Genomic DNA, 23,392 nt, shown 5'->3' with positions numbered 1-23,392 from the left:
CGGGGCTTGTCTTGGTGCCCTCCATCGTCTACCTATCATGTGTCCCTCTGACGCGTCCCCCCACCGGACGAAGAAGGCAGCACCTGTCCGATGACAGCCACGGAATTTGCGCGAACGAGGGCCGAGATCGCCAGGCGGCGCACCTTCGCCATCATCTCTCACCCCGACGCGGGCAAGACGACGCTCACCGAGAAGCTCCTCCTGTACGGTGGCGCGATCCACCTCGCGGGCTCGGTGAAGCAGCGCGGCGGCGGACGCCAGACCACCAGCGACTGGATGGAGCTCGAGCGCCAGCGCGGCATCTCGGTCTCGACGAGCGTGCTCCAGTTCGACTACGCGGGGCGGCGGCTGAACCTCCTCGACACGCCGGGCCACAACGACTTCTCCGAGGACACCTACCGCACGCTCGCCGCGGCCGACTGCGCCGTGATGCTCATCGACAGCGTCAAGGGGGTGGAGCCGCAGACGATCAAGCTCTTCCAGGTCTGCCGGATGCGGAGCATCCCGATCGTCACCTTCATCAACAAGCTGGACCTGAACGGGCGCGAACCGCTCGACCTGCTCGACGAGATCGAGCGCGTGCTCGGCATCCCGACCCACCCGCGGACCTGGCCCGTCGGCTCGGGGTCCACCTTCCAGGGCGTCTACGACCGACGCGACGGGCAGATGCTCCGCTTCGAGCGCGGCCTGGGGGGCGCTCGCCCAGTGCCGGCGGAGATCACCGACGTGCACGACGACGCCTTCCGCTTCGCGCTCGGCGACTCGGCGCACGCCCGCCTCCTCGAGGAGCTCCAGCTGCTCGACGGGGCGTGTCCTCCGTTCGACCAGGAGAGGTTTCTCCGCGGCGAGCTGACGCCGGTCTTCTTCGGCAGCGCCATGACGAACTTCGGCGTCGAGCCCTTCCTGCAGACGTTCGTGGACCTCGCGCCGTCGCCGCGCACCCGCACGACGAGCGCGGGTCCCCTCGAGCCCGACGCGGCGGGCTTCACCGCCTTCGTCTTCAAGATCCAGGCGAACATGGACCCCTTCCACCGGGACCGCATCGCCTTCGCCCGCATCTGCTCGGGGAACTTCCGCCGCGACATGTCCGTGACCCACACGCGCACCGGGAAGGCGCTGTCCCTGACGAAGTCTTTTCAGTTCCGCGCGCAAGAGCGGATCCAGATCGAGGAGGCGTTCTCGGGGGACGTGATCGGCCTCTGGGACCCCGGCATCCTCCGCATCGGGGACAGCCTGTGCGAGGCGACGGCTCTCGACTTCGAGGGGATCCCGCGCTTCTCGCCGGAGCACTTCGTGCGCGTGCGCGAGGCGGACCCGATGCGCCGCAAGCAGCTCAAGAAGGGCCTCGACCAGCTCTCGGAGGAGGGGGCGGTGCAGCTCTTCTTCGACCGGCGACGGCTCTCGCGCGAGCCGGTGCTGGGCGCGGTGGGGGTCCTGCAATTCGAGGTGACCCAGTACCGCCTCAAGGCGGAGTACGGCGCGTCGGTCGCCTTCGAGAAGCTCCCCTTCCGGCACGCCCGGTGGATCGAGGGGGACGTGGACCTCGATCGCTTCGACCGGCCGGGGTTTACCTCGTGCGTGCTGGACGTGGAGGGGCGTCCGCTGGTGCTCTTCGAGACGGACTGGTCGCTGCGCCAGGCCGAGACGGATCACCCGAACGTCCACTTCGTGGCCGCGGTGCAACCCGGGCGCTCGTCACGGTCCGCGGGCTGAAGCACGCCGTGGGCCTCGAGGCCATCTACACGCGCGCGTTTTTCGCCGAGTACGGGGTGGCGAGCCCGACCTACGCGGGGTGCTGCGCGCGCATCGCCGAGGAGCTCGTCCGACGCTTCCGCCCCGCGAGCGCGGTGGACTGGGGGTGCGGGGCAGGGCTCCACCTGGCGACCTTGCAGAGGCTGGGGGTGCGCGCCATCGGCGTGGAGGGCACCGCGGTCCCCGCGGACCTGTGCGCGCCGGGGGTGGAGGTCCGGTTCGCCGACCTTCGCGAGCCGCTCCCCGAGGGACTCGTCCCGGGGAGCTACGACCTCTCGCTCTGCCTGGACGTGCTCGAGCACCTCGACGCGGCCCACGCGGAGCAGGCGCTCGAGACCATCACCCGCGGCGCAGGACTGCTCGTCCTCTCGTGCGCGCCGCCGGGTCAGGGGGGCACGCACCACGTGAACGAGCAGCCGCGACGGTACTGGATCGCCCGCCTGGCGGAGCTCGGCTGGCGCTACGATCGCCGTGAGACCGGCGCGCTCGAGGGGGCGCTACGCGCGCAGGGGGCCGCGATCCCGCTGAGCTGGACCTACCACAACCTGTGCGTCTACCGGCCGACGGGCTACTGAAACGAGATGACGTCGCACTTCTGGCCGAAGCGCTTCATCCCCTCGAGAAACGAGAAGTGGTCGCGCTGTCCGATGGTCAGATACGGCACCGTGAAGAACATGCAGCCCGTGACCTTCGCGTTCTTGTACTCGTCCCGCATCCAGTCGATCCAGAGGGCCTTCAGGTCGAGCGCCGCGCTCACGACCGCCTCCGACGTGGTGGGCTTCCTGTCGCGCACGAGCTCGCGCGTCACGCGGTCCCGGTCCGCGACGCTCATCAGCATGGGGTAGACGTAGGGCTCTAGGTTCTCGCCGTCGGCCACGATGGTGGGGCGGCCGTACTCGTAGAGGAAGCAGTCCAGCTTCGACACGTCGTGCCCGTACTCGGCCATGATCTGCCGGTGCACGCCGCAGATCCCGTTGATGGCCCTGGCCGAGATGGCGCCGTAGCCCCCGTCGCAGATCTGGGGCTCGAAGTCGAGAGAGAGCCCCACGGGGTGTTTCTCGAGAAAGGCCTTGGAGATGATCCGGGTCTTACCGCGGAAGATCTGCTCCACCTCGGCCTTGATGGCGGCCGGCGAGACGTGGCCGTCGGAGCGGATGTCCAGGCTCAGCGGCGCCTTATAGCGATCCACGAGGAGCTGCGCCACGGACTCGGTGCGCGCCACCCGACCGCGCGGCGAGACGGCGATGAGGTCCGCCTGACACGCGAGCTTCTCGCCGAGGCCGGTCTGGGTGCGGGTCCGCGTGCAGAGCTCCTCGTAGCGGGCCGCGACCTCCTCGGCCGTGCGGTAGGTCTTGGCGTGGTCGTCCACGCCGAGCGAACCCCAGGTGCCGAGGTTGCCGTAAAAGACCACCTTCGTGGCCGGATACGGCGGGGGAGGCGCGGGCTCCGGCGCGCAGAGCTCCTCGGCCGCGTCCCCCGCGTCCGGGCCGCCGTCACCGACGACCACCGCGCCGTCGACTCCGCCGTCGGCCGCCACGGGGCTCTTCTGCACCGAGAGGGGTCCGCGCGAGGGGGCGGAGCTCTTGGTGCAGCTCGTCTTCTGCCGCGCCCCGGGGTCGGGCTCGAGGGTGTGACAGGCAGCGAGCGTCAGAACCGCCAGGCAGAGCGCGAGCCGGGAGCAGTGCGTCATGAGCGGTGATCCCTCCGTGTGCGCCGGCTGGGAGCACGAGCCGGACCAGGAAACCGGTGCCGGAATTCTCGGGGGTTACAGGCTGGTTGGTCCGACCGTCCGCCAACTTTCGAAGAGGGCGCTCCGATTCCCGGGGCGGAGATCTCCGTCGCCGGCGCGGACGGCGCGCGATCGCGGTGCGACAACCTGCCGCGCGAACGGCGCGCGATCGCGGGTAGCCTCACCCCCTGCCGTCGGCTAGGCTTCGCCGCGTAACCCCGATCTGGAGTCCGACCCATGAAGACGACGTTTCTCCTCGGCGCAACCCTCCTCGCGACCCTCGGCCTCGCTTCCGCCCCGCTGCGGAGCCAGGCCTGCCCGTGCCAGGCCAAGGAAGGCGCGGCGCAAAAGGGCGAGAGCACCAAGGCCCCCGCGACTCCCGGCGTCAGCACCGCCGTGATCTCCGTGGAAGGGATGAAGTGCGGCGGCTGCGCCAGCAAGATCGCGAGCGCCGTGCGCGCCCTCACCGGCGTGCAGGGGGCCGAGGTGAGCCACACCGAGAAGCGCGCGGTGGTGCGCTACAAGGCGAGCCAGGTGAAGGCCGAGGCCATCGCCGAGGCGATCGCCAAGCTCGGCTACAAGGTGAAGGTCGTCAAGGCGAGCTGAGCCGCGCCCCAGAGCGGCGTCAACGAAGGAGCGCGAGCAGCTCCTCCGGCCGCGCGATGAGCGCCTCCGCCCCCGCCGCGAGCAGCTCCTCCGGCCCGCGAAAGCCCCAGAGCACCCCGACGGCCCGCATCCCCGCCCCCCGCGCGGTGCGCATGTCGATCCCCGTGTCCCCGAGATAGACCACCGTCGACGGGGCCACCTCCAGCTCCGTAGCGAGAGCCAGCGCGGCGCCGGGGTCGGGCTTCTTCTTTCGCTCGGGCACCGATCCCCAGACGTGGACGAACGGCCAGCGCGAGAGCAGCGCCTCGGCCAGTCGCACCGTGAAGTCCTCCGCCTTGTTCGAGAGCACCACCATCGGCAGTCCGCGCGCCACGAGCGCGTCGAGGAGCTCGGGGATCCCCGGATAGGGGCGCGTGAGATCGAGCAGGTGCGCGCCGTAATGCTCTCGCAGGCGACGTAGCCCTTCCGCCACCGTCGCGTCGTCGGCGTGCTCCTCGGGAAGCGCCCGCCGCACGAGCTGCTCGAGCCCCTCGCCAACGAAGTCCTTGTACGCGGCGTCCGGGTGCTGCGGCAGGCCCAGGGCCTCGAGCACGGCGTTCGTGGACGCGGCCAGGTCCCCGAGCGTGTCGAGCAGCGTCCCATCCAGATCGAAGAGCACGGCGCGGGCCTGCAGCATGCCGCCGAACCTAGCACATCGCTCGGGTCGGGAAGCCTAGCGTCCGCCTGGTGCGACGCGACCTTGCGGCCTGCGAATTCCGGACAGCGGCGCCTGGTCCGGTCGGCCGACGGAGCGGCCCGCCCGTACCGCCGCCCGCGCCTGGCCGGGACTTTCGGCATTCATGCTGCCCGTTTGGTCACGCCGGCCGGGGCCGGGCCGATCCCCCCGTCGCTGGCCCGGCCGTTGCTACTCCAACCACCATGCTCAGGCGCCGGGGCTGGCTGCTCCTGCTGTCCCTTCTCGCGGCTCCCGTCCGCGCGGAGGTCCCCGCCCGCCCCGAGCCCGTTCCCCCGGGGAGCTGGCCCGCCCGCCTTCTCCAGCCGCAGAGCTACCTCCGTCCGCTCCGCGCCGCCCGACGAACACTCGAGGCCCAGGGGGGCCTGCTCCGCCTGCGACCCGACCTGCTCACGATCCTCGTCCCCGACCTGCACGGCCGACGGGACTACCTGGATGCGGTCCTCCGCACGCGCGACCCGGAGCTCGGCCAGAGCTACCGCGCGCTCCTCGCCCAGGGACGCGTGCAGCTCGTCTGCCTCGGAGACGTGATGCACAGCGAGCATCGCGGAAGCCTCTGGCGGCGCGGCATGCCTGACGAGGCGATGGCCCTCGAGATGGGCGAATCGCTCGGCACGCTCACACGCGTCGCGAACCTCCAGCACCGGTACCCGGGCCTCGTGCACCTTCTGCGTGGCAACCACGACGACGTGGGCCCCCTCGCACCCGTCGCGGGCCAGAACCTTCCGCTGCAGGTGCGGCGCACGCGCGAGTTCCTCGGCGCGCGCTTCGGCGAGGCGTTCGTGGGCGAGCTCGCGCGCTTCTTCGCCGCGCTGCCCATCGCGGCGAGCGGCCCCGGCTTCGTGCTCGCGCACTCCGCGCCGATGTTCTCCATCGGCCGCGACGAGGTGGAGCGCCGCGCGGAGCGAGCGACGGTCTCCCTCACCCGCGCGCGGATGCCCTCCTTCGACCAGCTACGGCGCCAGAGTCAGGGACCGGCCGACGCGGCCGCGGGGCTCGAGAGGGCACTCGGCGAGCTCGGGCTCGGCGGCCCGGCGCAGCTCTTCATCCACGGCCACCTGTGGGCGAGCCCCCTCGAGGTACGGGGACGCGAGGTCTGGTTCGGACACCTCGAGGACCAGACCTTCCTGCGCCTCGATCCGCGGCGACCGCTCGAGCCCTGGAACCAGCTCCACGAGGCGGGGAGCGGCAAGCGGGTCCCGGTCCCCGTCCCCGCGCCGTAGACCCGGTCCCCTTGGCCGGGATCCAGCCCGTCAGGCGATGAGCAGCGCCTTGGCCACCTGCGCGAGGAGCGTCTGCGCCACGACGCCGGTCGCCCCCTCCTCGGTTCCCACGTTGCTCGCGATGTACGACGCGAGCGCGGGCTCGTCCTTGGCCAGATGCTCGACGTTCCCGACCATCTGCGCCGCCGCGTCGAGGTCGTTGTAGCTCACGCGCGTCGGCCGGCGGCCGGTCGCCTTCACCACGCTGTCCAGGATGAGACAGGTGTGGAAGAGCACCGTGACCACCCCGTCCACCGCCAGCTCCTTCTGGTGCGCCACCACGTACTGCGCGATGGCGGGCTGCGCGCGCATCACGCGCTCCACCTGCCCGTTGGCGTAGCTCGGGTCGCTCATCCGGCTCGAGGCTTCCGTGACGACTTCTACCAGCGAGGATTCGGGGACCTTCATCTGGCCAGGATGCCAGAGGGGGATCGGCGAGAAAAGAGCATCCTTGGAAGTCGCCCTTTCTTGGCTCCAGTGGCCCGCCTGTGCCAGATTGCTCCCATCCGGTCCCATCGACCCATAGCCCGCAGCGCCCCCCCACGGCTACCCCGGGTGGCCCGGGTCAGCCTCGCGGCCGCGCTGCTCCTCGGCGGCTGCCTCCACCCGCGCGGGGCAGCGCCCCCCGGGCGGCTCGCCTCCACGGTGCTCCCCGCGGGACGCGCGCTCCCCCGCCCCGCAGCGCCGGCCAGTCAGCCCACGACCTCCCCGGCGAGTCAGCCCGCGGCCACGAGCCAGCCGGCCGTGGACCGCACGGAGCAGCTGCGCACACTCCTCCAGGCCGAGCTCGCCCACCCCGACCTGGCCAAGGCCAAGGTCTCCCTCGTCGCGGCGCCGCTCCTCGAAGGTGAGCCGCTCTTCTCCGCCGAGCCCGAGGCCCGTCGCCTCCCCGCGTCGAACGCCAAGCTCCTCACCACGAGCGCCGCCGCCGCGCTCCTGCCCGGGCGCTATCAGTTCGTGACCGAAGTGAGCCGCAAAGGGGTCGCGGGGCCGCTCTACCTGTGGAGCACGGGCGACCCGGTCTTGCGGCGCGCCGACCTGGTGCGCCTGGCACGCGCCGTACGCGCCGAAGGAGTGACCAAGGCGCGCGGCGTCGTCGTGGATGCGAGCCATTTCGAGCCGCGCACCCTGGCCCCCGGCTTCGAGTCCTTCGCCGAGGGCTCATACTACCGGCCCAGCTCGGGCGCCCTGAACGTGGACGGCAACGTGCTCGTGATCCAGGTCAGCGCGCCGGCCGATCGCAAGCGCCCGCGCGTAGACGTCTTCCCGCCGTCGGACTACGTCATCGTGCGCAAGCGCGTACGGTACAGCCCCGCCAAGCGCGGCAAAGCCCTGAAGGGGTCCCAGGTGAAGATCACGCTGCAGGTACGCGGCGCCACGATCTGGATCACCGTCGCCGGCACGATCGGCCGCAAGGCCCCCCCCTACCAGACGCGGCGCGCCGTGCCGAACCCCGCCCTCAACGTGGGCTGGGCCTTCCGCCGCGCTCTGAAGGACGAGGGGGTCACCGTCCTCGGCGGAGTACGTGCGGGTCGACGTCCGCGCGAGGGCAAGGTGCTCGCGCGACGCGTTCGCGCGCTGCAGGACGTGCTGCTCGCCGCCAACCGGGACAGCGACAACCTGGCCGCCGAGACGCTGGTCCGGGCCATGGGCCAGCTCCGCCCCGCCGCCGCCTCCGAGACCGACGACGAGGAGCCGCCGACTCCTCGCGCGGCCGTCCAGCTCGATAGCTGGGGGCGCGGGCTGGCGCGCCTCACGGAGGCGCTCGGCGCCCTCGGCGTGACGGACTTCAAGCTCTCGAACGGCTCGGGCCTGGACCGCCGCGCCCACGTCACGGCGCAGGGGATGGTCGCGCTGCTCCGGCGCGTGTACGGCGACCCCAAGCTCCGCGCCCTGCTCCTGCCGACGCTCTCGGTGGCGGGGCGCTCGGGGACGCTCGGAGGGCGCCTCAGGGGGACTCCGGCCGCGGGCGTCGTGCGCGGCAAGACGGGGACCCTCGCCGGCGCGCTCGCGCTGAGCGGCTACGTGGACGTGGGCGGTCCCCATCCGCTGGTCTTCAGCATGCTCGTCAACGGCCGCGCCGATCGCCGCGCGCGAAGCCACATCGATCGCGTGGCGGAGCTCCTCGCGCGCTTCGCGAAGGGCCTGCCCCTCGCCACCGAGACGCCTGCCTCCGCCCCATCCACACAGCCCGTGTCGGAAGAGACACCTCCCGACGAGGGCTGACCCTTTCGCCTGCTTCATCGCAGGGTTCCGTCCTGGACGCACCTGGCATCGCAGCTGCAACGCTGACCGGTCAGGAGCCCACAGGAGCCACACCGATGCGAAACGCGTACGCGATCTACTCCACCGTCACCCTGGCCCTCACCCTGCTCGGTCGCGCAGCGCTCGCCGAGCCCTCGCCCGCCAGGCCCGGCAAGCCCGAGCCGGCCGCGCACGAGGTAAAGCTCACCAAGCTCACCTTCGCGCGCAAGCTCGAGGCACGAAGGCCCGTCGAGGCCGCCGAGTCGTTCTCCACCGACGGCGGGCGCATCTACGGTCACCTGGAGCTCGAGAACCGGGGCGAGCCGACGCGGGTGGTGATGGTCTGGGAGCGCGACGGCAAGGTTCGGCAGCGCAGCACGCTCGTCGTGGGCCGCGGCAAGACCTGGCGCACCTGGTCCTACCTGCGCGCGGTCGAGGGGTCAGAAGGAGAGTGGAAGGTGAAGGTGCACGACGCGCGCGGAACGGCGCTCGGCGAAGGGACGGTCACGATCGGCGGGGGCTGCTAGAGCGCGCCCGTCGCGATCCCCACCCGGTGGTTACTTGCAGGCGCCCTCTTGCACCGGCATCCACTTGTCCTTGCCCACGCCCGCCTCCACCTTCATCGTGAAACCTTTCTTCTCGCCCTTGGTGAGGGTCTTGCGCATCACCAGCTTCCGCCCGCCCATCGTGATCTCGCCGGTCATCACCAGATTGTCGCCGTCGAACCCCTTGCCGGCGATACGCATCCACCCGTCGCCGCTGTGGACGGCCACCATGAGGAACTGCTTGGCCGCGGTGTCGTAGCCCAAGTAGGCCCCGGACACGCCGCCCGGATGCGTCTTCGACTTCTTCTCGACCAGCCTCCAGGAGATCCAGAACTTCTCGACGTCGAGCTTCGACTGCAGGTTGGCCTTGAAGTCGTGTTTCGGCTCCATGAGCGCCTTCATCTCGCACTTGAAGGTCCCGATGAAGGGCTTGAGCTGCTCGAGCTCCGCCGCGGGCTTCGGCGGAGCGGGGTGAGCCGCGGCTGGGCCGCCGGCGGGTGCCCCCTCCTTCTTCGCCTCCGCCTTGGGCTCGGCGGCCTTCTTGGCTTCCTTAGCGTGGGCCAGGCCCGACAGGCCGAGCACGACGGACAGACCAACAGTCGACAACGTTCGCATGGGCATCCTCCTGACGCTGCGCAAGACAACTTGGGATGGGTAACAGGGCCCGCATTCTAGCAAGCCACACTCGCAGCTGTCGACTGTCCCGTCACTCTCGGGGGGAAGGGTCGGCTGGAAAGTCCCTCGCAATGGCCTCTACGTCGTAGCGGAAGAAGCCCCGGTAGTACCGTCCGAACCAGCCCGCCATGTCGGGGAGCTCGCGCCCGAGGAGAATCTCGCGGTAGCGCTCCGCCCCGTACTCGCGCCCCGTCGCCGCGCAGTACACGCGTACCCTCCCCTGCGTGAGCTCGCCCCAGCTCGCCTGTTCGAGGGCCCACGAACCGAGGTTCGCGTAGGTCCACCGCCCCGACCCGACGACCCCCGGGTTGTGCGTGTGACCGAGGACCAGCGTGCGAAACGGCGCTCCGTTGTCGAGGTAGCGCGCGGCCTCCTCGAAGATCCCGCCGATGTCTCCCCACTGCCCTCGCGCCCAGAAGGTATCCACGCGGCGCCACCGCTCGTAGCGCGCGGGTCTGCCGACGCTTCGATAGAGGGCGCCGCGCAGCCGGAGCAGCTGCGTGTAGCGGAAGAACGAGATGTGCACCACGCGGTTCAGCCAGTTGTCGTAGTCGCGAAAAGGCTGGCGGACCGGTCGCCGGAACCGTCGCTCGAGGAAGGCGTGCAGGCCAGCGGCGAAATGGGCGTGGGCACCCTCGGACCAGTGGAGGTCGAGCTGGTGCCCGTGCGTGACGCACAGGTCTCGCCCGACGGTCAGCGCCGAGACGAAGTGCATCTCGGGGAACGCCGCGCGCACCTCCGCTTCGTCCTCGTGGTTGCCGAGCACGTAGTAGACCGGCCGCGCGTTCGGCAACGCCCGCAGCGCGGCCATGACCTCCGGGTGGGCGCGTTCGATGGGCCGCGTGGTGCGCGTGCGCTGATGGTCGAGGATGTCCCCGTTCAGCACCACGGCGTCCATCCGCGGGAGCTCTCTCTCGAGGAGCGAGAGCAGGCGCGCGTCCTTCTGGCCGAAGAGGTCCCCGGCCGTGCCGTCTCCGAGGTGCAGGTCCGACAGCAGCAACGCGTGCGTCGCGCTCGGCAGGTCCAGCTCGGGGCGCAGATACTTCATGACCGGTTCCGGATGGCCGGCGAGGCCGGCTCGGCGATGCGACCACACAGGTGAAGCATGCGACGCCGAATCTTCCGCCACCCGCTCGCGGTGCGTCAACCCGCCTGAAGTGCTGCGCCAGAGCCCTCAGAGCAGGGCGCGCAGCGCGGCGGGCAGCGGCGCGTGCAGCTCGAGGCGAGGCCCCTCGGGGTGCGGCAAGACGAGCACGTGCGCGTGCAGTCCGAGGCGCGGCGCGAGAGGTCCGTCGTACCGGTCGTCCCCGAGGAGCGGCAGCCCCTGCGCCGCGAGCTGAGCGCGGATCTGGTGCGTGCGGCCGGTCCGCAGCTCCACCTCGAGCAGATGCGCCGCGACCCCCGCCCGGAGGTAGCGCACATGCGTCTCGGCCATCGCGGCCTCCGGACGCTGGCTCTCGGTCGTGCGCCCGGCGCGGGTCTGGAGCCGCGACCGGAGCACGGCGAAGGGAGCTTCGGGGGCCGAGCCCACGAGCGCGAAGTAGCGCCGCCCGAGCCGGTGCTCCGCGACCTCCCGCGCCAGGACGCGCCGCGCGGACAGGGAGCGCGCAACGAGCAGGAGCCCCGAGGCGGCGCGATCCAATCGGTGCATCAGGCGGGCCTGCTCCCCGAAGGGCCCCCGCACGAGCTCGGCCAGGGAGGGCGAGCTGCCGGCTCGATCCGGTTCCGAGGGCATGCCCGCGGGCTTGACCACCACCGCGAGGTGCTCGTCGACGTAGGCCACCTCGAACGCGGCGGGGTGCGTCCCGGGGAGGGGGTTCGACGCCGGGCCCTCCTCCACGCGCGGGGCCTCGTAGACGGTGATCTTCTCTCCGGCACGCAAGCGCCGCGTCGGGGCGCGCTCCCGCCGCCCGTCCACGTACGCCCCTCCTTGCGCGACGAGGCGGCGTGCGGCCTCCGCGGAGAGCCCGAGGCGCTCGACCAGGAGCGCGCCGAGCTCGACGCCGTCGTGCACCGCGGCCACGGCGAGAACGCGCTTGCGAGCTGCGCCGGGAGCCACCGCGCCGCCGGCCCGGCTACCGCGCCCGACGCCGTCGCGCGGCTCGCGTGACCGCCAGACCGGCAAGCGCGAGCCACAGGCCTTGGAGCCCGCCCCCGACCTCACCGCTCATCTGGCACGCCCCCACGAGCACCCGCTCCGTCGAGCCGGGCTGCGTCCGGATCGGTTCGGGCGGCGCAAAGCGAACGTCCGCGTCCGTCCGTCCGGTCGGCCCACCGCCGTCGTGCGAAGGCACGCTCGACCCGTCGAGGCCGAGGGGCCTCGACGCATCCGCCGCGGGCCCGGCATCGGGAGGGAGCGGCGCAGGTCCCCCCTGCAGCGTGGCGCCGGGATAGTAGTGCAGCGCCATCCAGGCGAAGTCCTTCCCCAGGAGGGCCCAACGCTGCGTCCCCCACTGACACATGCCTCGGCCGTGGCCGAAGAGCGCCTTGCCGGCGCAGGGCGGATCGTCCACGCCGAACTTGGTCGGGCTGCTGTTCTCCGCCGAGTACTCGGCGAAGACCAGCTGGCCGTCCTTCACGAGCACCTGCCCCCGCGTCGCGTCGACGGCCTGATTCGTCTTCGGGTTGGTCTCGTCGCCGTAGACCTGCGAGGCCGTGGTGTCGCAAAGGTCCGCACAGGGGTATTTTCCGCCTTGCGCGACCCACGAAGATGCGTAGGTCCGGATCGCGATCGCCCCGGCCTTGAGAGACTCCGGCTCCCAGGAGGTGATCCACTCGTGGGGCAGCACCCCCTTCACGTAGTCGTCGAGGGGCAGCGTCTGCACCTTGCCGCTGCAGCTATCGGCCCCACCGAGGCTCCGCCGCCAGACCTTGATCGTCGCCGGGAGGCTCGCGTAGACCCGCCGAACGCCCTCCAAGTTGTCCACCAGCACGAGCTCTCGCGGGCGGTCGCGCTGCGCGCGCAGGATGCGGCGCGCCTCGGGACGCAGGTCGGTCGGGTCCTGGTCGACCTCGTAGGCGGCACGCTCCGTCGCGCGGGCGAGCAGCGCGGCCACGTCGGCCGACGACTCCGACGCGGACTCCGGCGCGTCGCGGTGGAGCGGTCGGGCCGGTGAGCACGACACGACCAGGCCACAGGCCAGGGCAGCTCCGGTGAGACAGCGCGACTGCATGCCGGGCGGATTATGCACCCCCCGAGCCGCGGTTGGACCACGAATTGTGCCCCACAGGTGTTGGAATCCCAACGGTAGTTGGGCTGGACCGTGCTATCCCCCGAGCTCCTCGCGGGCCACCCGGTTGACGAGCCCCCCGTCGAGCTCGTCCTTGTGGCTCTTCATCAGGTGCCCCACCAGTCGCCCGATCGACTTCCCGTCCGTCACGCCCAGCTCCGCGATGGCCTGTTTCACCAGCGCGCGCGTCTGCGCCTCGTCCAGCTTCGTCGGCAGCCAGCGCGACAGGTAGGTGATCTCGTAGCCCAGCTGCTGCACCTGCTCCCGCCCCCGCTCGCCGAGCCCGGCGTACTCCTGCCGCGCCTTGTCCATCTTCTTCACGTAGGCCGCGATCACCTGCAGGTAGAGCGCGTCATCCACGGTCCCCTTGAAGCCCGGAGCCGCGCGAGCGACCGAGATCTCGGTCTCCACCTGGCGAATCACGTTCAGGCGCGGCTGATCCTTGGCGCGCATGGCGTCCTTGAGCTCCGCGTTCAGTGCCTCCTTGATGCTCACGTTCCCTCCTTGCACGGCGATAAACCGCACCGTAGCACGCCAGGGGTGAAACGGAAGAAGACCCGAGGGCAATCGAGTTCTCGGACATGGGGGTATGGAGGGGGCGGCGCGTCGGGCAAGCGCCCCCTCGCGCACCGCCCCGCAGTCGTCGCGCGCCGTGGAGAGGTGGGATGGATGGTGCCGAGGAGGCCGTGGGGAGAGGAGGCAGGGGGACACGCGAGAGGCGCGACGTGCGGGGCTGCGGACCTCCGGCGACAGCTCCCTGGCGGGCGCTGCTGCCTACGGACGCTGCGCTCGGGGGCCTTGCCCCGCCGCGCCGCTGCCGTTGTCGGTGCGCTCGGGTGAGCCGAAGAAAGGAGTGAAGCGCCCCGGGCGCAGCACCTCGCCGAAGGCCTTCGCATCGATCCCCGCCGCACACCGCCGCTATCACCCCGTGGTTCCCTCGAGGCCTCGCGCGCGGTCCACCGGCCACGCCCACACCGCGATCACCGGAGCCCCGGGGGGGGCGCGAGGTGACGCGAGGCCCGGGCGGCGTCCCGAGTGCCAGCCGCCCTCCCTCCCCCCAATCCGCGGCTGGCGCGAGGGCCCGAGCCGCCGCTTGCGCCGGCCCACTCCGCACCGCTGCCGGCTCATGCAAGCGGCGGCGTCCGCCAGGGCCCGCGTCACGAGCGCCCGAGGCCCTCCCCGGTCTCTTCCAACCGCAGAACTCGACCGCCCTGAAGAAGACCCGTGGGCGCTTGTCCGCGCCGCACCCGTCCGCCTATGCTGCGGGCGTGCCGCGGCTCCTCCTCGTTTTCGCCCTCGGGTTGCTCGGCCGCACCAGCTATGCTCAAAGCCTCGACGACGCGCCGACGGGCGCGGCGCAGCTCGCTCTCGCCGGCGGAGGAGTCGCGGCGCTCCTCGGCCCGAGCGGGCTCTTCACCAACCCCGCCAGCGCACCGGGCGACCTGCGCCTCTCCGCCACCCTCGGTCTCTCGGTGAGCGCGCGCACCGTCCTCCCCAGGCCAAACGCCCTCAACCTGGCGCTCCCCGAGGCGCGCGACGGCAGCGCCCCGCGCGTCTCGCCGAGTCTGGCGCTCGCGCAGCCGCTCGGACGACGCGGACTCTGGCTCCTCGCCGGGTATCGCTTCGGCCTCGACGTGGACAGCCGGTACTTTCCCCCCACCGTGAGCGACACCCCCGATCCGCTGCGCTACGTGGGCCCCGAACTCGCCCTGCATCAGCACGTCTTCGCCGCCGGGCTCGCCTTCTCGCGTCGGCACGTCACCGTCGGCGCCAGTCTCGAGCTCGGCCCCCTGTCCCTCTCTTTCCGCCGCACGATGTGGGTCGGCCTCTCCGACGATCGCGCGCACGTCGAGGAGACGCACCTCGACCTCGAGGCGCGCGTGCGCCTCTCGGGCTTCGGTGCCACCGGACGCGTGGGACTGCTCGTCCGCCCGGCCCGCTGGTTGCGACTCGCGCTCTCGGCGCGCGCACCACTCCACGTCGCCTTCAGCGGCACGGTCGAGTTCTCCGGCCCACGCGGAGCTCCCCTCGGCTACCGCGCGGTGCGCCCCGGCGGCGAGAGCGCGACGCTCGGCCTGACTCTCCCGCTCGAGCTCGTCGCCGGCCTGGCCGTGGAGGCGCGCCGGTGGCTCGTCGTGCACCTCGCCTCGACGCTCTCGACGTGGGGACTCGCCGACGACCCCGAGGTCGCGCTCGCCGACGCGTCGCTCACGCTCGTGCGGTCGGCGGGCGCCCCGGACCGTCGCCCGCTCCCGGGCCTGCCGCTCGGCCTGCGCCTCCGCCACGCCTTCGGCCTGCAGGCCGGAGTTGAGCTGCCGCTCCTCGACGGGTTCCTCGTGCTGCGCGCCGCCTGGGCCTTCCAGCGCGGCGCGAGCGACCCGTCCGCGCCGAGCGCCACGCTCCTCGATCTGGATCGGCATCGCCTGGGCCTCGGCCTCGCCGTGGCGGCCGGCCGCGTGCACGCCAGCCTCGGCGTGCAGCACACCTTCGACGCCTCCCTCACCGCGGGCGACGACGCGCTACGACTCTTCAATCCGCTGGATCCCGCGATCGCGACCGTAGTGGGACGAGGTCGTTACGTCGGCGGCGGCACGCGCCTCGGGCTCGAGCTGGGCGTGGGGTGGTAGCGAGCGCCGCCGTCAGGCCTTAGGCCCCGGCTTGGTACCCTCGCTCTTGGCGTCGGCCTTCCCGCCGTCGTCCACCTCGACGAAGATCCCGTAGAGGATGCCGATCAGGCCGCCCAGAACGTACGGCGCCCCGCTCAGGCGCGCGTCGAGGCCCACGAAGGTGAGCTTCGGATCGCCGAGCACCTTCACGGCGAGCGCGTAGAGCCCGACTCCCACGCCGAAACCGAAGAGGCCCTTGATGAGCGGGGTCCAGAAGGTCTCGTGCCGCCAGAAGGGACGTCCCGCGACGATCCCCACCAGAGCCCCGATCGCGCCGTAGAGGACGTAGCTGGCCCAGGAGGCCTGCGCGATGGAACCGAGCTGCGTGAAGCCGTAGCCGAGCCCTCCTCCGATGATTCCACCTTTGAGCAGACCGAGAAGTAACCGCACGTTGGCCTCCGCATTCGCCGGCCGCACCGGACAGCCGAGTATACGGAATACCTCTAGCAGAGTCTCCCCGTCAGGCAAACGTGGCACCGCGCGTCCCACTTGAACTTGGCCGGTCCCCGTGCCACGCTCTCGTGGTAGCAGGTCTTCGGCGCTGCCGTTGTCATCTCGACACGCGACGGTCCGGGCAGGCCGGCGACGGGTTTTCACCCGACGCCGATCGCGGCTCGACCCTCATGCACGAACCCGACCGAGTCAGCGGCGAGGCGCCTGCACAGACCCCCAGAGCGGTTGAAGCCCATGACTTTTTGGCAGTACCTCCAAGCCTCCAAAACCATCGACCTGCAGGGAATGACGGAACTCCTCGGCGAGCGCTTCGTAGAGCTCGCCGCGCGAGGTCATTCGGTAGCCGACCTCGTCGGCCACTTCGCCGACGAATTCGGCCACCTCCCCATCGAGCGGCTACGTCGTCTGAGCCACGCGCATCGGTCCTACCAGACCTGGCGCAAGCGCAAGACGCAGCTCGAGGAGGCGCGCAAGAAGGCGCAGCTCGCGCCGCTGCCCGAGGAGGTCTTCGTCCACGCGCCGCAGCTGCACCAACTCGACGCCCTCTACCGTGCCGCCCGGCTCGTCACGCCGGAGATCGCCGCGAGCGAGGCCAGGACCTCGGGTGTGCTCGAGGCGGGGGTGGAGATCTGGACGCAGTGTTTCGCGCTCGCCCTGCAGCAGGGGCTGGTCCGCTCCCAGGTCGTCGACAGCCAGCACCCCGAAGCGGGACGCTACGATGCCTACGTGCGGGTCACGGAGACGCTCGCCGAGGTGGCCCCCCACCGCTGGTTCGCGATGCGGCGGGGCGAACGCGAAGGGGTCCTGAAGCTCGAGCTGGAATTGCCACGCGACGCGATGGCCGCCCAGGTCGAGCTGCGCAAGGGTCGACTCGGTCCCGTTGCCGCCGAGCGCACCGCCTCCTCGCTCCTCGAGGAGCTCGTGCTCGACGACCTCGCGCCCTGGCTGCTGAAGGTCATGGACCAGGACGCGGAGGCCAAGGCCATCGCCGCCGCCTCGGAGAGCCTGGGCGGCCTGCTGCGCAGCGCGCCGGTCCAGGCCCGACGCCTGGGCGCCGTCTATCTCACCCGCGCGGGGCAACCCGCCGCGCTGGTCGTCACCGACCGCGAGGGTGAGCTCCTCTTCCAGAAGGTCTGGAAAGCCGAGGGGAGCTGGATCCAGCGGCTGCAGGAAGCGGCGCAGGAACAGGAGGCCAACCAGATCGCGCTCCCCACTTCCTGCCCGAGCCCCGAGCTCGCCGCGACCCTCGAGGCGCAGCTCGCCGCCGCCGGCCTGCAGATCGTGAAGGTGCGCTCCGCGGCGATCAACGAGGCGAAGCAACCCCTCATGGCCCCGCCGCAGCGGCTCTCCACCTCCGTCGCTGCCGCGCTCGTCCTGGCCCGGCGGGCGCTCGATCCGCTCAAGGAGTGGTCGGCCATCGACCCGGTGAGCATCGGCATCGCGGAATACCAGAACGAGCTCGACGCGGACCGATTGCGCGCGGCGCTCACGGAGGCGGTGGAGCTCTGTCGCCTCGAGCGCCGGCGTGGCAAGGCGACGCAGATGGGGGCGCCGGTGACCCGCGGGGGCGCGGCGATCGCCAAGCTGAACCCCCTCGTGAAGAACCTCGGCGACCTTCGCCCCGGCATGACCGTGCACGGCGTGGTGACCAACATCAGCCACTTCGGCGCCTTCGTGAACCTCGGGCTCTCCGAGGAGGGGCTGGTCCACATCTCGGAGCTCTCGGACGAGTTCGTCACCAATCCGAACGAGGTGGTGAGCATCGGCCAGCAGGTCACCGCGCAGGTCCTGAGCGTCGACGGCCCGCGCCGCCGCATCTCCCTCAGCCTGAAGACCCAGCGCGCCCAGCCGGGCCTACGAGAGGGGCGCGGCGAGGGGCGCGGCGACTGGCGCGGAGACAGCCGCTCCTCCTCGGCGAATACGCCGCGCACCAAGGCCGAAGCGCTGGCCAATCTAGAACGTCTGTTCAAAAAATAGAGAGCGCCGCGGGGCTTCAGAGCCCGGCTTGGAGCCACCGCAGGTCGAGGCAGTACGGCGCCTCCGCCGGGGGCAGGGGCGCGTCCCAGAGGGTCTGCGTGGCCGGCCCCCTACCCACCACGAAACGCTCCTCGCGGCGCGCCCGCGCGGCGACGTCGTCCTCGGGGAGCCCCGGGTACCCTCCCCCGGCGGGCCTCCAGGGGTGCAGCGTGATCGAGAGGGCCTGCGGATCTCCGGCCTTGAGTCCGTGGAGCGTCACCGGCCCGTGCGCGCGCAGCAGCGGATGGAGCCCTGGCGAGGGGTCGAAGGTGCGGTAGCGCAGGCCCAGCACGAGCGCGGGTCCGCGGCGATCGCGCTCGAGCCGCAGCGGAAGCCGCACCCCGTCCACAACGAGCCGCCGCCCTTCCAGGTCCGCGGCCTCTCCGCTCAGCGGACGGAGCACGAGCTCCTGCCGCACCGTGCTCGAATCCACCCACCGCGACGTTCCACGCTCCTGCGACGCGGCGTCGCCGACCAGCGGCCAGAACTCCACGGCCTGCCGGACGACCAGCTCGCACCCTTCCCAGCTCGCGCGTCCCACCTCGCGGTCCTCCTCCTCCGCCAGCGCCTCGACCACGGGCGCCCCGAGTCCGAGACCGGCCTCGTCGAGCTCCCCGAGCACCTCCTCCAGGTCCTGCGCCAAGAAGAACGGCAGCGCGAAGCGGTCGTGGAGCTCCGGACCGTAGTCCCTGAGCTCCGGCCAGGCGGCGTTCCTCCCGAGAAGCACGCAAACGCTGCGCAAGAGCGTCGCGACGGCCGCCGCGCGCTCGGGCGTCGGCGCCATGCGCAGGGCGCGAAACTCCACCACCCCGAGCTGCCCGCGCCCCGGCAGGTACGGGTTCCAGAGCTTCTCGACGTTCACCTCGGCGCGGTGGGTGTTCCCGGCCGAATCGACGAGGAAGGGAGAGAGCGCTGACCAGAGCTCGAAGGGTGTCGGACGCTCCCTGCGCGAGAGCAGTCGCACGGCCAGCGCGAGCTCCCGGAAGCTCTCCGCGAGGCCCTCGTCGGGACGAGGGGCCTGGCTCGCCCCCCCGACCGAGTCGTTGGCGAAGAGGTACGAGAGCGAGGGGTGCTGGCTCAGGTAGCCGAGGAGCGCCGGTAGAAGGTGCGGCGCGCGAAAGAAGGGGCTCTCCTCCGGCGCGGGCCCCCCGAAGGTCAGGTGGCCGCCACCGCCGGAGTCGGTCACCGTCCCATCGTACCGATAGCGCAAGGGCGAGAGGCCCACCGACTCCGCAGCCTCGAAGACCGTGCGGAGGCGCCAGAGATACTCGGCGACGTTCGCCGCGGGCGCCATGTTCACCTCGAGCACCCCGGGGTCGGGGGTCAAGGTGGTGTGCTCGACGAGCGCGCTGACGGGGGGCGGGTACCCCGCCAGGATCAGGGTCGCCAGCCCCTCCGCGACGGCCGCGCGGCCGAGCCACCCGAGGAATTGGAAATAGAACTCTATATCGGAAAAGTGCGGCAGCTCGACGGCCAGGCTCCCCGACCCCGCCGGGTCCAGCACGGGGTCCGCCTCCCCGAAGGTGACGAGCAAGCTCCCCCGCTCGGCCAGCCGGTCGGTGAGCCCCGCGAGCGGGAGCGGCCGCAGGTGCAGCGGAGGGCGTTCGAGGAGCGCCTCGTCTTCCACCGGCTCGTCGGCGCCCGCGTCGCCCTGCGGGCGAAATGCCAGCCGGTGAGGTTGCGCCCCGTCGACCTCGAAGCACGTGACGGACGCCCCCGCGGCGCGAAGCTCCTCCGCGAGCCGGGCCCGGAGGCGCTGCGCTAGTTCCGCGGGAGGGGTGAGCTGCTCTGGGCGGGGTTCGAGCTCGAGCGGATCGGGGGGCCCGCACCAGCAGGCCGACCCGTCGCGGCGGCGGTAGATCCCGAGCGAGAAGCGCGGGCGGTCCTCTCCGGGGTACTGCCGTCCGACGCTGCGCAGGATCATCCCCCCGCCGAGACGCTGCTGCAGCAGCCGCGCCAGCTCCTCCGCGCGCCGGCGCTTGTCCTCTCCGAGCGCCGCACCCAGCCACTCCGCGGCCTGCGAGAAGCGATCCGTGAAGGTCGGCTCTCCGCCCACCCAGATCGAGAGACCGGCGGCGGCGGTCTCCGCGTCGTGACGCGCCACCTCGCTGTCGAAGTCCACGGAGCTACGCCCGCGCGCCCGGGTAGAGCCGCAGGTCCAGCGTGTACGGATAGTCGGGGCTCGGCTGCGTGGGCTTCGGCTCGACGGGCCACGGCAGGTGGCCCTCGAGCGTGAAGCGCTGTCGCCGCCGCGCTCCGGCCTCGGAGGCCGTCAAGGGCGAGTCGTCGAAGGCGCGCCCTTCGGGGTGCCAGACGTGATAGGTGCACGCGCCGAGGGAACGCCGGCCCCACAGGTCGACGAGGTCGAAGCGTACCGGGTGGTGCATCCCGATGGTCGGCTGCAAGCAGTGCGGCGGCTGCCAGGCGCGAAAACGAACCCCCGCGACGCGCTCGTCCGCGCGCCCCGTGGGGTGCAGCGGCAGCGCGAATCCGTTGACGAGCACCTGGTGACGCTCCGGCACGAGCCCCTCGACGCGCACCTGCAACCGTTCGAGCGACGAGTCCACGAAGCGGCTCACCGTGGCCCCCGTGGGCTCCTCCCCGAGGACCGGCCACGGCTCGAGGGCGTTGCGGAGCTCGAGGACCACCCCCTCGCGCTCGAGCCGCCCGAGGATCGGGAAGCGATAGTCGAGAAACGGCCTGAACCACTCCGCCGTGAGCGGCAGCCCCGCAAGCCGGAGGTCCGCGACCACGTCCTCGAGGTCGGCCCACAGGTAGTGCGGGAGCATGAAGCGATCGTGGAGCTGCGTCCCCCAGCGCACCAGCCCCCCCGAGGGTGGGGTCAGCGCACAGCGGGCCACGACCGCGCGGACGAGGAGCATCTGCACCGCGGCCATGCGCTCGTGTGGCGGCATCTCGAAGGCGCGCAGCTCGATGATCCCCTGGCGCCCGCTCGTCCCCGCCGGACTGTAGAGCTTGTCGATGCAGAGCTCCGTGCGGTGCGTGCTCCCCGCCACGTCGACCAGGAGATTGCGGAAGAGACGGTCGGCGAGCCACGGAAAGGGCGGCTGGCCCTCGTGCGCCGTGCGCGAGATGGCGAGCTCGAGCTCGTAGAGCGCGTCGTGGCGCGCCTCGTCGACGCGCGGAGCCTGCGACGTCGGACCGACGAAGAGCCCGGTGAAGAGGAAGCTGAGCGCGGGATGCCGCTGGACGTAGGTGAGCAGCGCCCCGAGGAGCTCGGGCCGGAGGAGAAACGGGCTCTCGACGGTGCTCGGCCCGCCGAGCGTCAGGTGGTGCCCGCCGCCGCTCCCCACCTCCCGGCCATCGAGCTGGAACTTCTCCGTGCTGAGCCCGGCGTGGTTCGCCGCGTCGGCGAGGAGCTCCATCCAGCGGGTGTACTCGGCGAAGCTGCGACTGACGGGGACGTTGACCTCGAGGACCCCGGGGTCCGGCGAGACGACGCAGACGCGCAGTCGCGGGTCTACGGGAGGCGGGTAGCCCTCGAGACTCACCGAGAGCTCGCACTCGGTCGCCGCGTCCTCCACGGCCGCGACGAGCTCGAGAAAAGACTCGGCCTCCGGCAGCGGCGGCAGGAAGACGCGCAGGAGTCCGTCCCGCGGCTCGAGGCAGAGCGCCGTCCGCGAGACGCTCGTCCGCGGCTGGGTCGTCGCGACCGGCGACGCGGCCGTCTCGACCGCGCGTTGCGCCTGCCGCGACCGGGGATCGAAGGCGAAGGGGGCGGGCGCGACCGTCGTATCGGCCTCGAAGCAGGGTTCCGCGCTCCCCTCGAGGCGGTCGAGGGGGAGCCGCAGCCCGATCGGACCGTCCCCCGGCAGGAGGAAGAGGTTGCGCCGCCGGAACCGCCACGCGCTCGTGGCCCAGCCGCTCCCCGTCCGCCGCACGGGCAGCACGAACCCGACCGGCTCGCCGAGGCCCGGCGCGAGCAGCCGCGCGAGTCGCCGCCGCTCCTCGGCCGACGACAGGTCAGCGTCGAGCGGGTCCACATCGAGCGGCAGATTCTCCTCGGCCAGGATCGCGGGCCAGGGGTCCTCGTAGGCCGGCAGCCAGTTCGCAGGCACTCCTAGCCGCGCGGTGAGCGCCGCACCGAAGCGCGCGGCCGCCTCGAGCCCGTCCGACTCGACCGCCCCGGGGCCCCCCGCCGGCAAGACGAGGCGCGACGCCTCCCGCCAGATCGGAACGCCGTCCTCGCGCCACCAGAGGTCGATCGCGAAGCGCGGCAGGCTCTCGCCCGGATACTGCTTCCCCTGCCGCTGCAGCACGAGCGCTCCCCGCCCCACCGGCCCACGCAGCGCGGAGGCGAAGCGCAGGGCGTGGGTCCACTTGGTCGGCCCGAGCGCCTCGGCGTTCCACTCCGGCGCGCGCGGATGCTCGCGGGAGGTCCAGGTGGGCTCGCCCCCCGAGGTCAGCGCCAGCCCCGACGAGGCGAGCTGCGCGTCGACGAACTCCCCCGCGGCGACGATCTCGCGCCACACCTCGTCCGTGTAGGGTTTGCGTGGCCGCGATTCGTGCCCGAGTCGCGTGACCTCCATCCGGCAGGAGAACTCCACCGCCTCGCCGCTCGCCGTCCCCGAGACCGGGGCGGCGAGCTCGGGGGTCGTCGCGCTGGCGAGCGGGATGTGCCCCTCGCCGCAGAGCAGACCGCTCGTCCCGTCGAGACCGATCCACCCCGCACCGGGGACGAAGACCTCGGCCCAGGCGTGGAGGTCGAGCACGTCGGAGGCGACCCCCTTGCGCTCCCCGGGAATGATCCCTTCATCGACGAGCTGGATCAGGTAGCCGCTGACGAAGCGCGCGGCGAGCCCCTGGGCGCGCAGCGCGTCGACCAGGAGCAGCGCCGAGTCACGGCAGCTCCCCGAGCCTCGCTCGAGCGTCTCCTCGCTCTTCTGGACCCCCGGCTCCTGCCGCAGGATGTAGCGCACGTCGGACGCCACGCGCCGGTTGAGCGCCACGAGGTAGTCCACCACGTAGCCGCGCGCGGGCAGGCCCGCCGTCCACGCCGCGAGGCGCGGCCCGGGACGCACGCTGTCGAGAAAGGGCTCGAGCTCCTCGCGCAGCCCATCCGGGTAGACGAAGGGGAGCTCGCGACATCGGTCGTCCACGAAAAAGTCGAACGGATTGACCGGCACCAGCTCGAGCGCCGCGTCCACCGTCAGACCGAGTCGGGAGGTCGTCGCCCCCTCGGGGAAGGTGAGCCGCGCGACCCGGTTGCCCCAGGGATCCTGTTGCCAGCGCACCTCGCACCGCGGGTCCACCTGAAGGTTGTAGGAGAGCAGCCGCGCCGGGCTGTGGTCCGCCGGACGCAGGCGAACCCAGTGGGGGCCGAGAGCCACGCCGTCGGCGTAGCCGTAACGCGTTTGGTGCTTGAGGCGAATCCGCACGAAGGTCCTCTTCCCTGGGCTTGTGGCGAACCGTCAGACGCCCGTATGATCGCGCAACAGATGTTCGCGGACAACCCTCACC

General features: G+C 71.9%; 19 protein-coding genes. 8 read left to right on the top strand and 11 right to left on the bottom strand.

Annotated elements, in window-relative coordinates:
- Nucleotides 1-90: 90 nt before the first annotated feature.
- Nucleotides 91-1,713, top strand: a complete 1,623-nt coding sequence (locus IT371_21290; protein ID MCC6750216.1) for a peptide chain release factor 3 — start codon at nt 91-93, stop codon at nt 1,711-1,713.
- A gap of 8 nt (nt 1,714-1,721) precedes the next feature.
- On the top strand, nt 1,722-2,327 hold the full coding sequence (locus tag IT371_21285; protein ID MCC6750215.1) for a class I SAM-dependent methyltransferase: 606 nt from the start codon (nt 1,722-1,724) through the stop codon (nt 2,325-2,327).
- Here the strand turns inward: IT371_21285 and IT371_21280 are convergent.
- Nucleotides 2,321-3,442: a hypothetical protein gene (locus tag IT371_21280; protein ID MCC6750214.1), complete on the bottom strand. Its 1,122-nt coding sequence runs from the start codon at nt 3,440-3,442 to the stop codon at nt 2,321-2,323. The two genes, IT371_21285 and IT371_21280, sit on opposite strands and share 7 nt — an antisense overlap.
- A gap of 276 nt (nt 3,443-3,718) precedes the next feature.
- On the opposite strand from IT371_21280, the gene IT371_21275 reads away from it, so the two are divergent.
- Nucleotides 3,719-4,087 carry a heavy-metal-associated domain-containing protein gene (locus tag IT371_21275; GenBank protein ID MCC6750213.1) on the top strand — a complete coding sequence of 123 codons (369 nt, stop codon included), beginning with the start codon at nt 3,719-3,721 and terminating at the stop codon, nt 4,085-4,087.
- Nucleotides 4,088-4,106: 19 nt separating this feature from the next.
- On the opposite strand, the gene IT371_21270 is transcribed toward IT371_21275, so the two are convergent.
- On the bottom strand, nt 4,107-4,760 hold the full coding sequence (locus IT371_21270) for an HAD hydrolase-like protein (protein MCC6750212.1): 654 nt from the start codon (nt 4,758-4,760) through the stop codon (nt 4,107-4,109).
- A gap of 245 nt (nt 4,761-5,005) precedes the next feature.
- On the opposite strand from IT371_21270, the gene IT371_21265 reads away from it, so the two are divergent.
- Entirely contained in the window at nt 5,006-6,043 is a 1,038-nt protein-coding gene (locus IT371_21265; protein MCC6750211.1) for a metallophosphoesterase, read from the top strand.
- Nucleotides 6,044-6,073: 30 nt separating this feature from the next.
- Here IT371_21265 and IT371_21260 read toward each other — a convergent pair whose 3' ends face one another.
- Entirely contained in the window at nt 6,074-6,490 is a 417-nt protein-coding gene (locus IT371_21260) for a hypothetical protein (protein ID MCC6750210.1), read from the bottom strand.
- A gap of 147 nt (nt 6,491-6,637) precedes the next feature.
- On the opposite strand from IT371_21260, the gene dacB reads away from it, so the two are divergent.
- Together dacB and IT371_21250 are read left to right on the top strand one after the other, a co-directional pair.
- Nucleotides 6,638-8,308: a D-alanyl-D-alanine carboxypeptidase/D-alanyl-D-alanine-endopeptidase gene (gene dacB / locus IT371_21255; GenBank protein MCC6750209.1), complete on the top strand. Its 1,671-nt coding sequence runs from the start codon at nt 6,638-6,640 to the stop codon at nt 8,306-8,308.
- A gap of 95 nt (nt 8,309-8,403) precedes the next feature.
- Nucleotides 8,404-8,853 (top strand): DUF2914 domain-containing protein, encoded by a 450-nt coding sequence (locus IT371_21250; GenBank protein ID MCC6750208.1) that lies wholly within the window; start codon nt 8,404-8,406, stop codon nt 8,851-8,853.
- Between the two features lie 30 nt (nt 8,854-8,883).
- Here the strand turns inward: IT371_21250 and IT371_21245 are convergent, their stop codons facing one another.
- The 5 genes from IT371_21245 to IT371_21225 form a co-directional block, all read right to left on the bottom strand.
- Nucleotides 8,884-9,486 (bottom strand): hypothetical protein, encoded by a 603-nt coding sequence (locus IT371_21245; GenBank protein ID MCC6750207.1) that lies wholly within the window; start codon nt 9,484-9,486, stop codon nt 8,884-8,886.
- Between the two features lie 91 nt (nt 9,487-9,577).
- The gene (locus IT371_21240; GenBank protein MCC6750206.1) at nt 9,578-10,594 is read right to left on the bottom strand and encodes a metallophosphoesterase family protein; all 1,017 of its coding nucleotides are present in this window, start codon (nt 10,592-10,594) and stop codon (nt 9,578-9,580) included.
- 126 nt (nt 10,595-10,720) lie between these two features.
- Nucleotides 10,721-11,605 carry an RluA family pseudouridine synthase gene (locus tag IT371_21235; protein MCC6750205.1) on the bottom strand — a complete coding sequence of 295 codons (885 nt, stop codon included), beginning with the start codon at nt 11,603-11,605 and terminating at the stop codon, nt 10,721-10,723.
- Between the two features lie 16 nt (nt 11,606-11,621).
- On the bottom strand, nt 11,622-12,719 hold the full coding sequence (locus tag IT371_21230) for a SpoIID/LytB domain-containing protein (protein MCC6750204.1): 1,098 nt from the start codon (nt 12,717-12,719) through the stop codon (nt 11,622-11,624).
- Between the two features lie 93 nt (nt 12,720-12,812).
- Entirely contained in the window at nt 12,813-13,271 is a 459-nt protein-coding gene (locus IT371_21225) for a GatB/YqeY domain-containing protein (GenBank protein MCC6750203.1), read from the bottom strand.
- A 773-nt stretch (nt 13,272-14,044) separates the two neighbouring features.
- Between IT371_21225 and IT371_21220 the strand changes: the two genes are divergently transcribed.
- Entirely contained in the window at nt 14,045-15,403 is a 1,359-nt protein-coding gene (locus IT371_21220) for a hypothetical protein (GenBank protein ID MCC6750202.1), read from the top strand.
- Nucleotides 15,404-15,415: 12 nt separating this feature from the next.
- On the opposite strand, the gene IT371_21215 is transcribed toward IT371_21220, so the two are convergent.
- A complete protein-coding gene (locus IT371_21215) occupies nt 15,416-15,832 on the bottom strand; it encodes a hypothetical protein (protein MCC6750201.1) in 417 nt (138 codons plus the stop codon).
- Nucleotides 15,833-16,129: 297 nt separating this feature from the next.
- Between IT371_21215 and IT371_21210 the strand changes: the two genes are divergently transcribed.
- A complete protein-coding gene (locus tag IT371_21210; protein ID MCC6750200.1) occupies nt 16,130-17,872 on the top strand; it encodes a S1 RNA-binding domain-containing protein in 1,743 nt (580 codons plus the stop codon).
- Between the two features lie 16 nt (nt 17,873-17,888).
- On the opposite strand, the gene IT371_21205 is transcribed toward IT371_21210, so the two are convergent.
- Both IT371_21205 and IT371_21200 read right to left on the bottom strand, forming a co-directional pair.
- Complete coding sequence (locus IT371_21205; GenBank protein MCC6750199.1) at nt 17,889-20,033, bottom strand: transglutaminase family protein; 2,145 nt, start codon at nt 20,031-20,033, stop codon at nt 17,889-17,891.
- 4 nt (nt 20,034-20,037) lie between these two features.
- The gene (locus IT371_21200) at nt 20,038-23,310 is read right to left on the bottom strand and encodes a transglutaminase family protein (protein ID MCC6750198.1); all 3,273 of its coding nucleotides are present in this window, start codon (nt 23,308-23,310) and stop codon (nt 20,038-20,040) included.
- Between the last annotated feature and the right edge of the window lie 82 nt (nt 23,311-23,392).

The organism is Deltaproteobacteria bacterium (assembly GCA_020848905.1).
In the GTDB taxonomy this organism is placed as follows: domain Bacteria; phylum Myxococcota_A; class Polyangia.
This window is presented reverse-complemented; position numbering and strand designations above follow the sequence as displayed.

Bases quoted from the DNA above. Each gene is read 5' to 3' on its own strand.
- IT371_21230 (MCC6750204.1), bottom strand. From the start codon at position 12,719: ATGCAGTCGCGCTGTCTCACCGGAGCTGCCCTGGCCTGTGGCCTGGTC.
- IT371_21240 (MCC6750206.1), bottom strand. From the start codon at position 10,594: ATGAAGTATCTGCGCCCCGAGCTGGACCTGCCGAGCGCGACGCACGCG.
- IT371_21275 (MCC6750213.1), top strand. From the start codon at position 3,719: ATGAAGACGACGTTTCTCCTCGGCGCAACCCTCCTCGCGACCCTCGGC.
- IT371_21245 (MCC6750207.1), bottom strand. From the start codon at position 9,486: ATGCGAACGTTGTCGACTGTTGGTCTGTCCGTCGTGCTCGGCCTGTCG.
- IT371_21290 (MCC6750216.1), top strand. From the start codon at position 91: ATGACAGCCACGGAATTTGCGCGAACGAGGGCCGAGATCGCCAGGCGG.
- IT371_21265 (MCC6750211.1), top strand. From the start codon at position 5,006: ATGCTCAGGCGCCGGGGCTGGCTGCTCCTGCTGTCCCTTCTCGCGGCT.
- IT371_21260 (MCC6750210.1), bottom strand. From the start codon at position 6,490: ATGAAGGTCCCCGAATCCTCGCTGGTAGAAGTCGTCACGGAAGCCTCG.
- IT371_21280 (MCC6750214.1), bottom strand. From the start codon at position 3,442: ATGACGCACTGCTCCCGGCTCGCGCTCTGCCTGGCGGTTCTGACGCTC.
- IT371_21250 (MCC6750208.1), top strand. From the start codon at position 8,404: ATGCGAAACGCGTACGCGATCTACTCCACCGTCACCCTGGCCCTCACC.
- IT371_21210 (MCC6750200.1), top strand. From the start codon at position 16,130: ATGACTTTTTGGCAGTACCTCCAAGCCTCCAAAACCATCGACCTGCAG.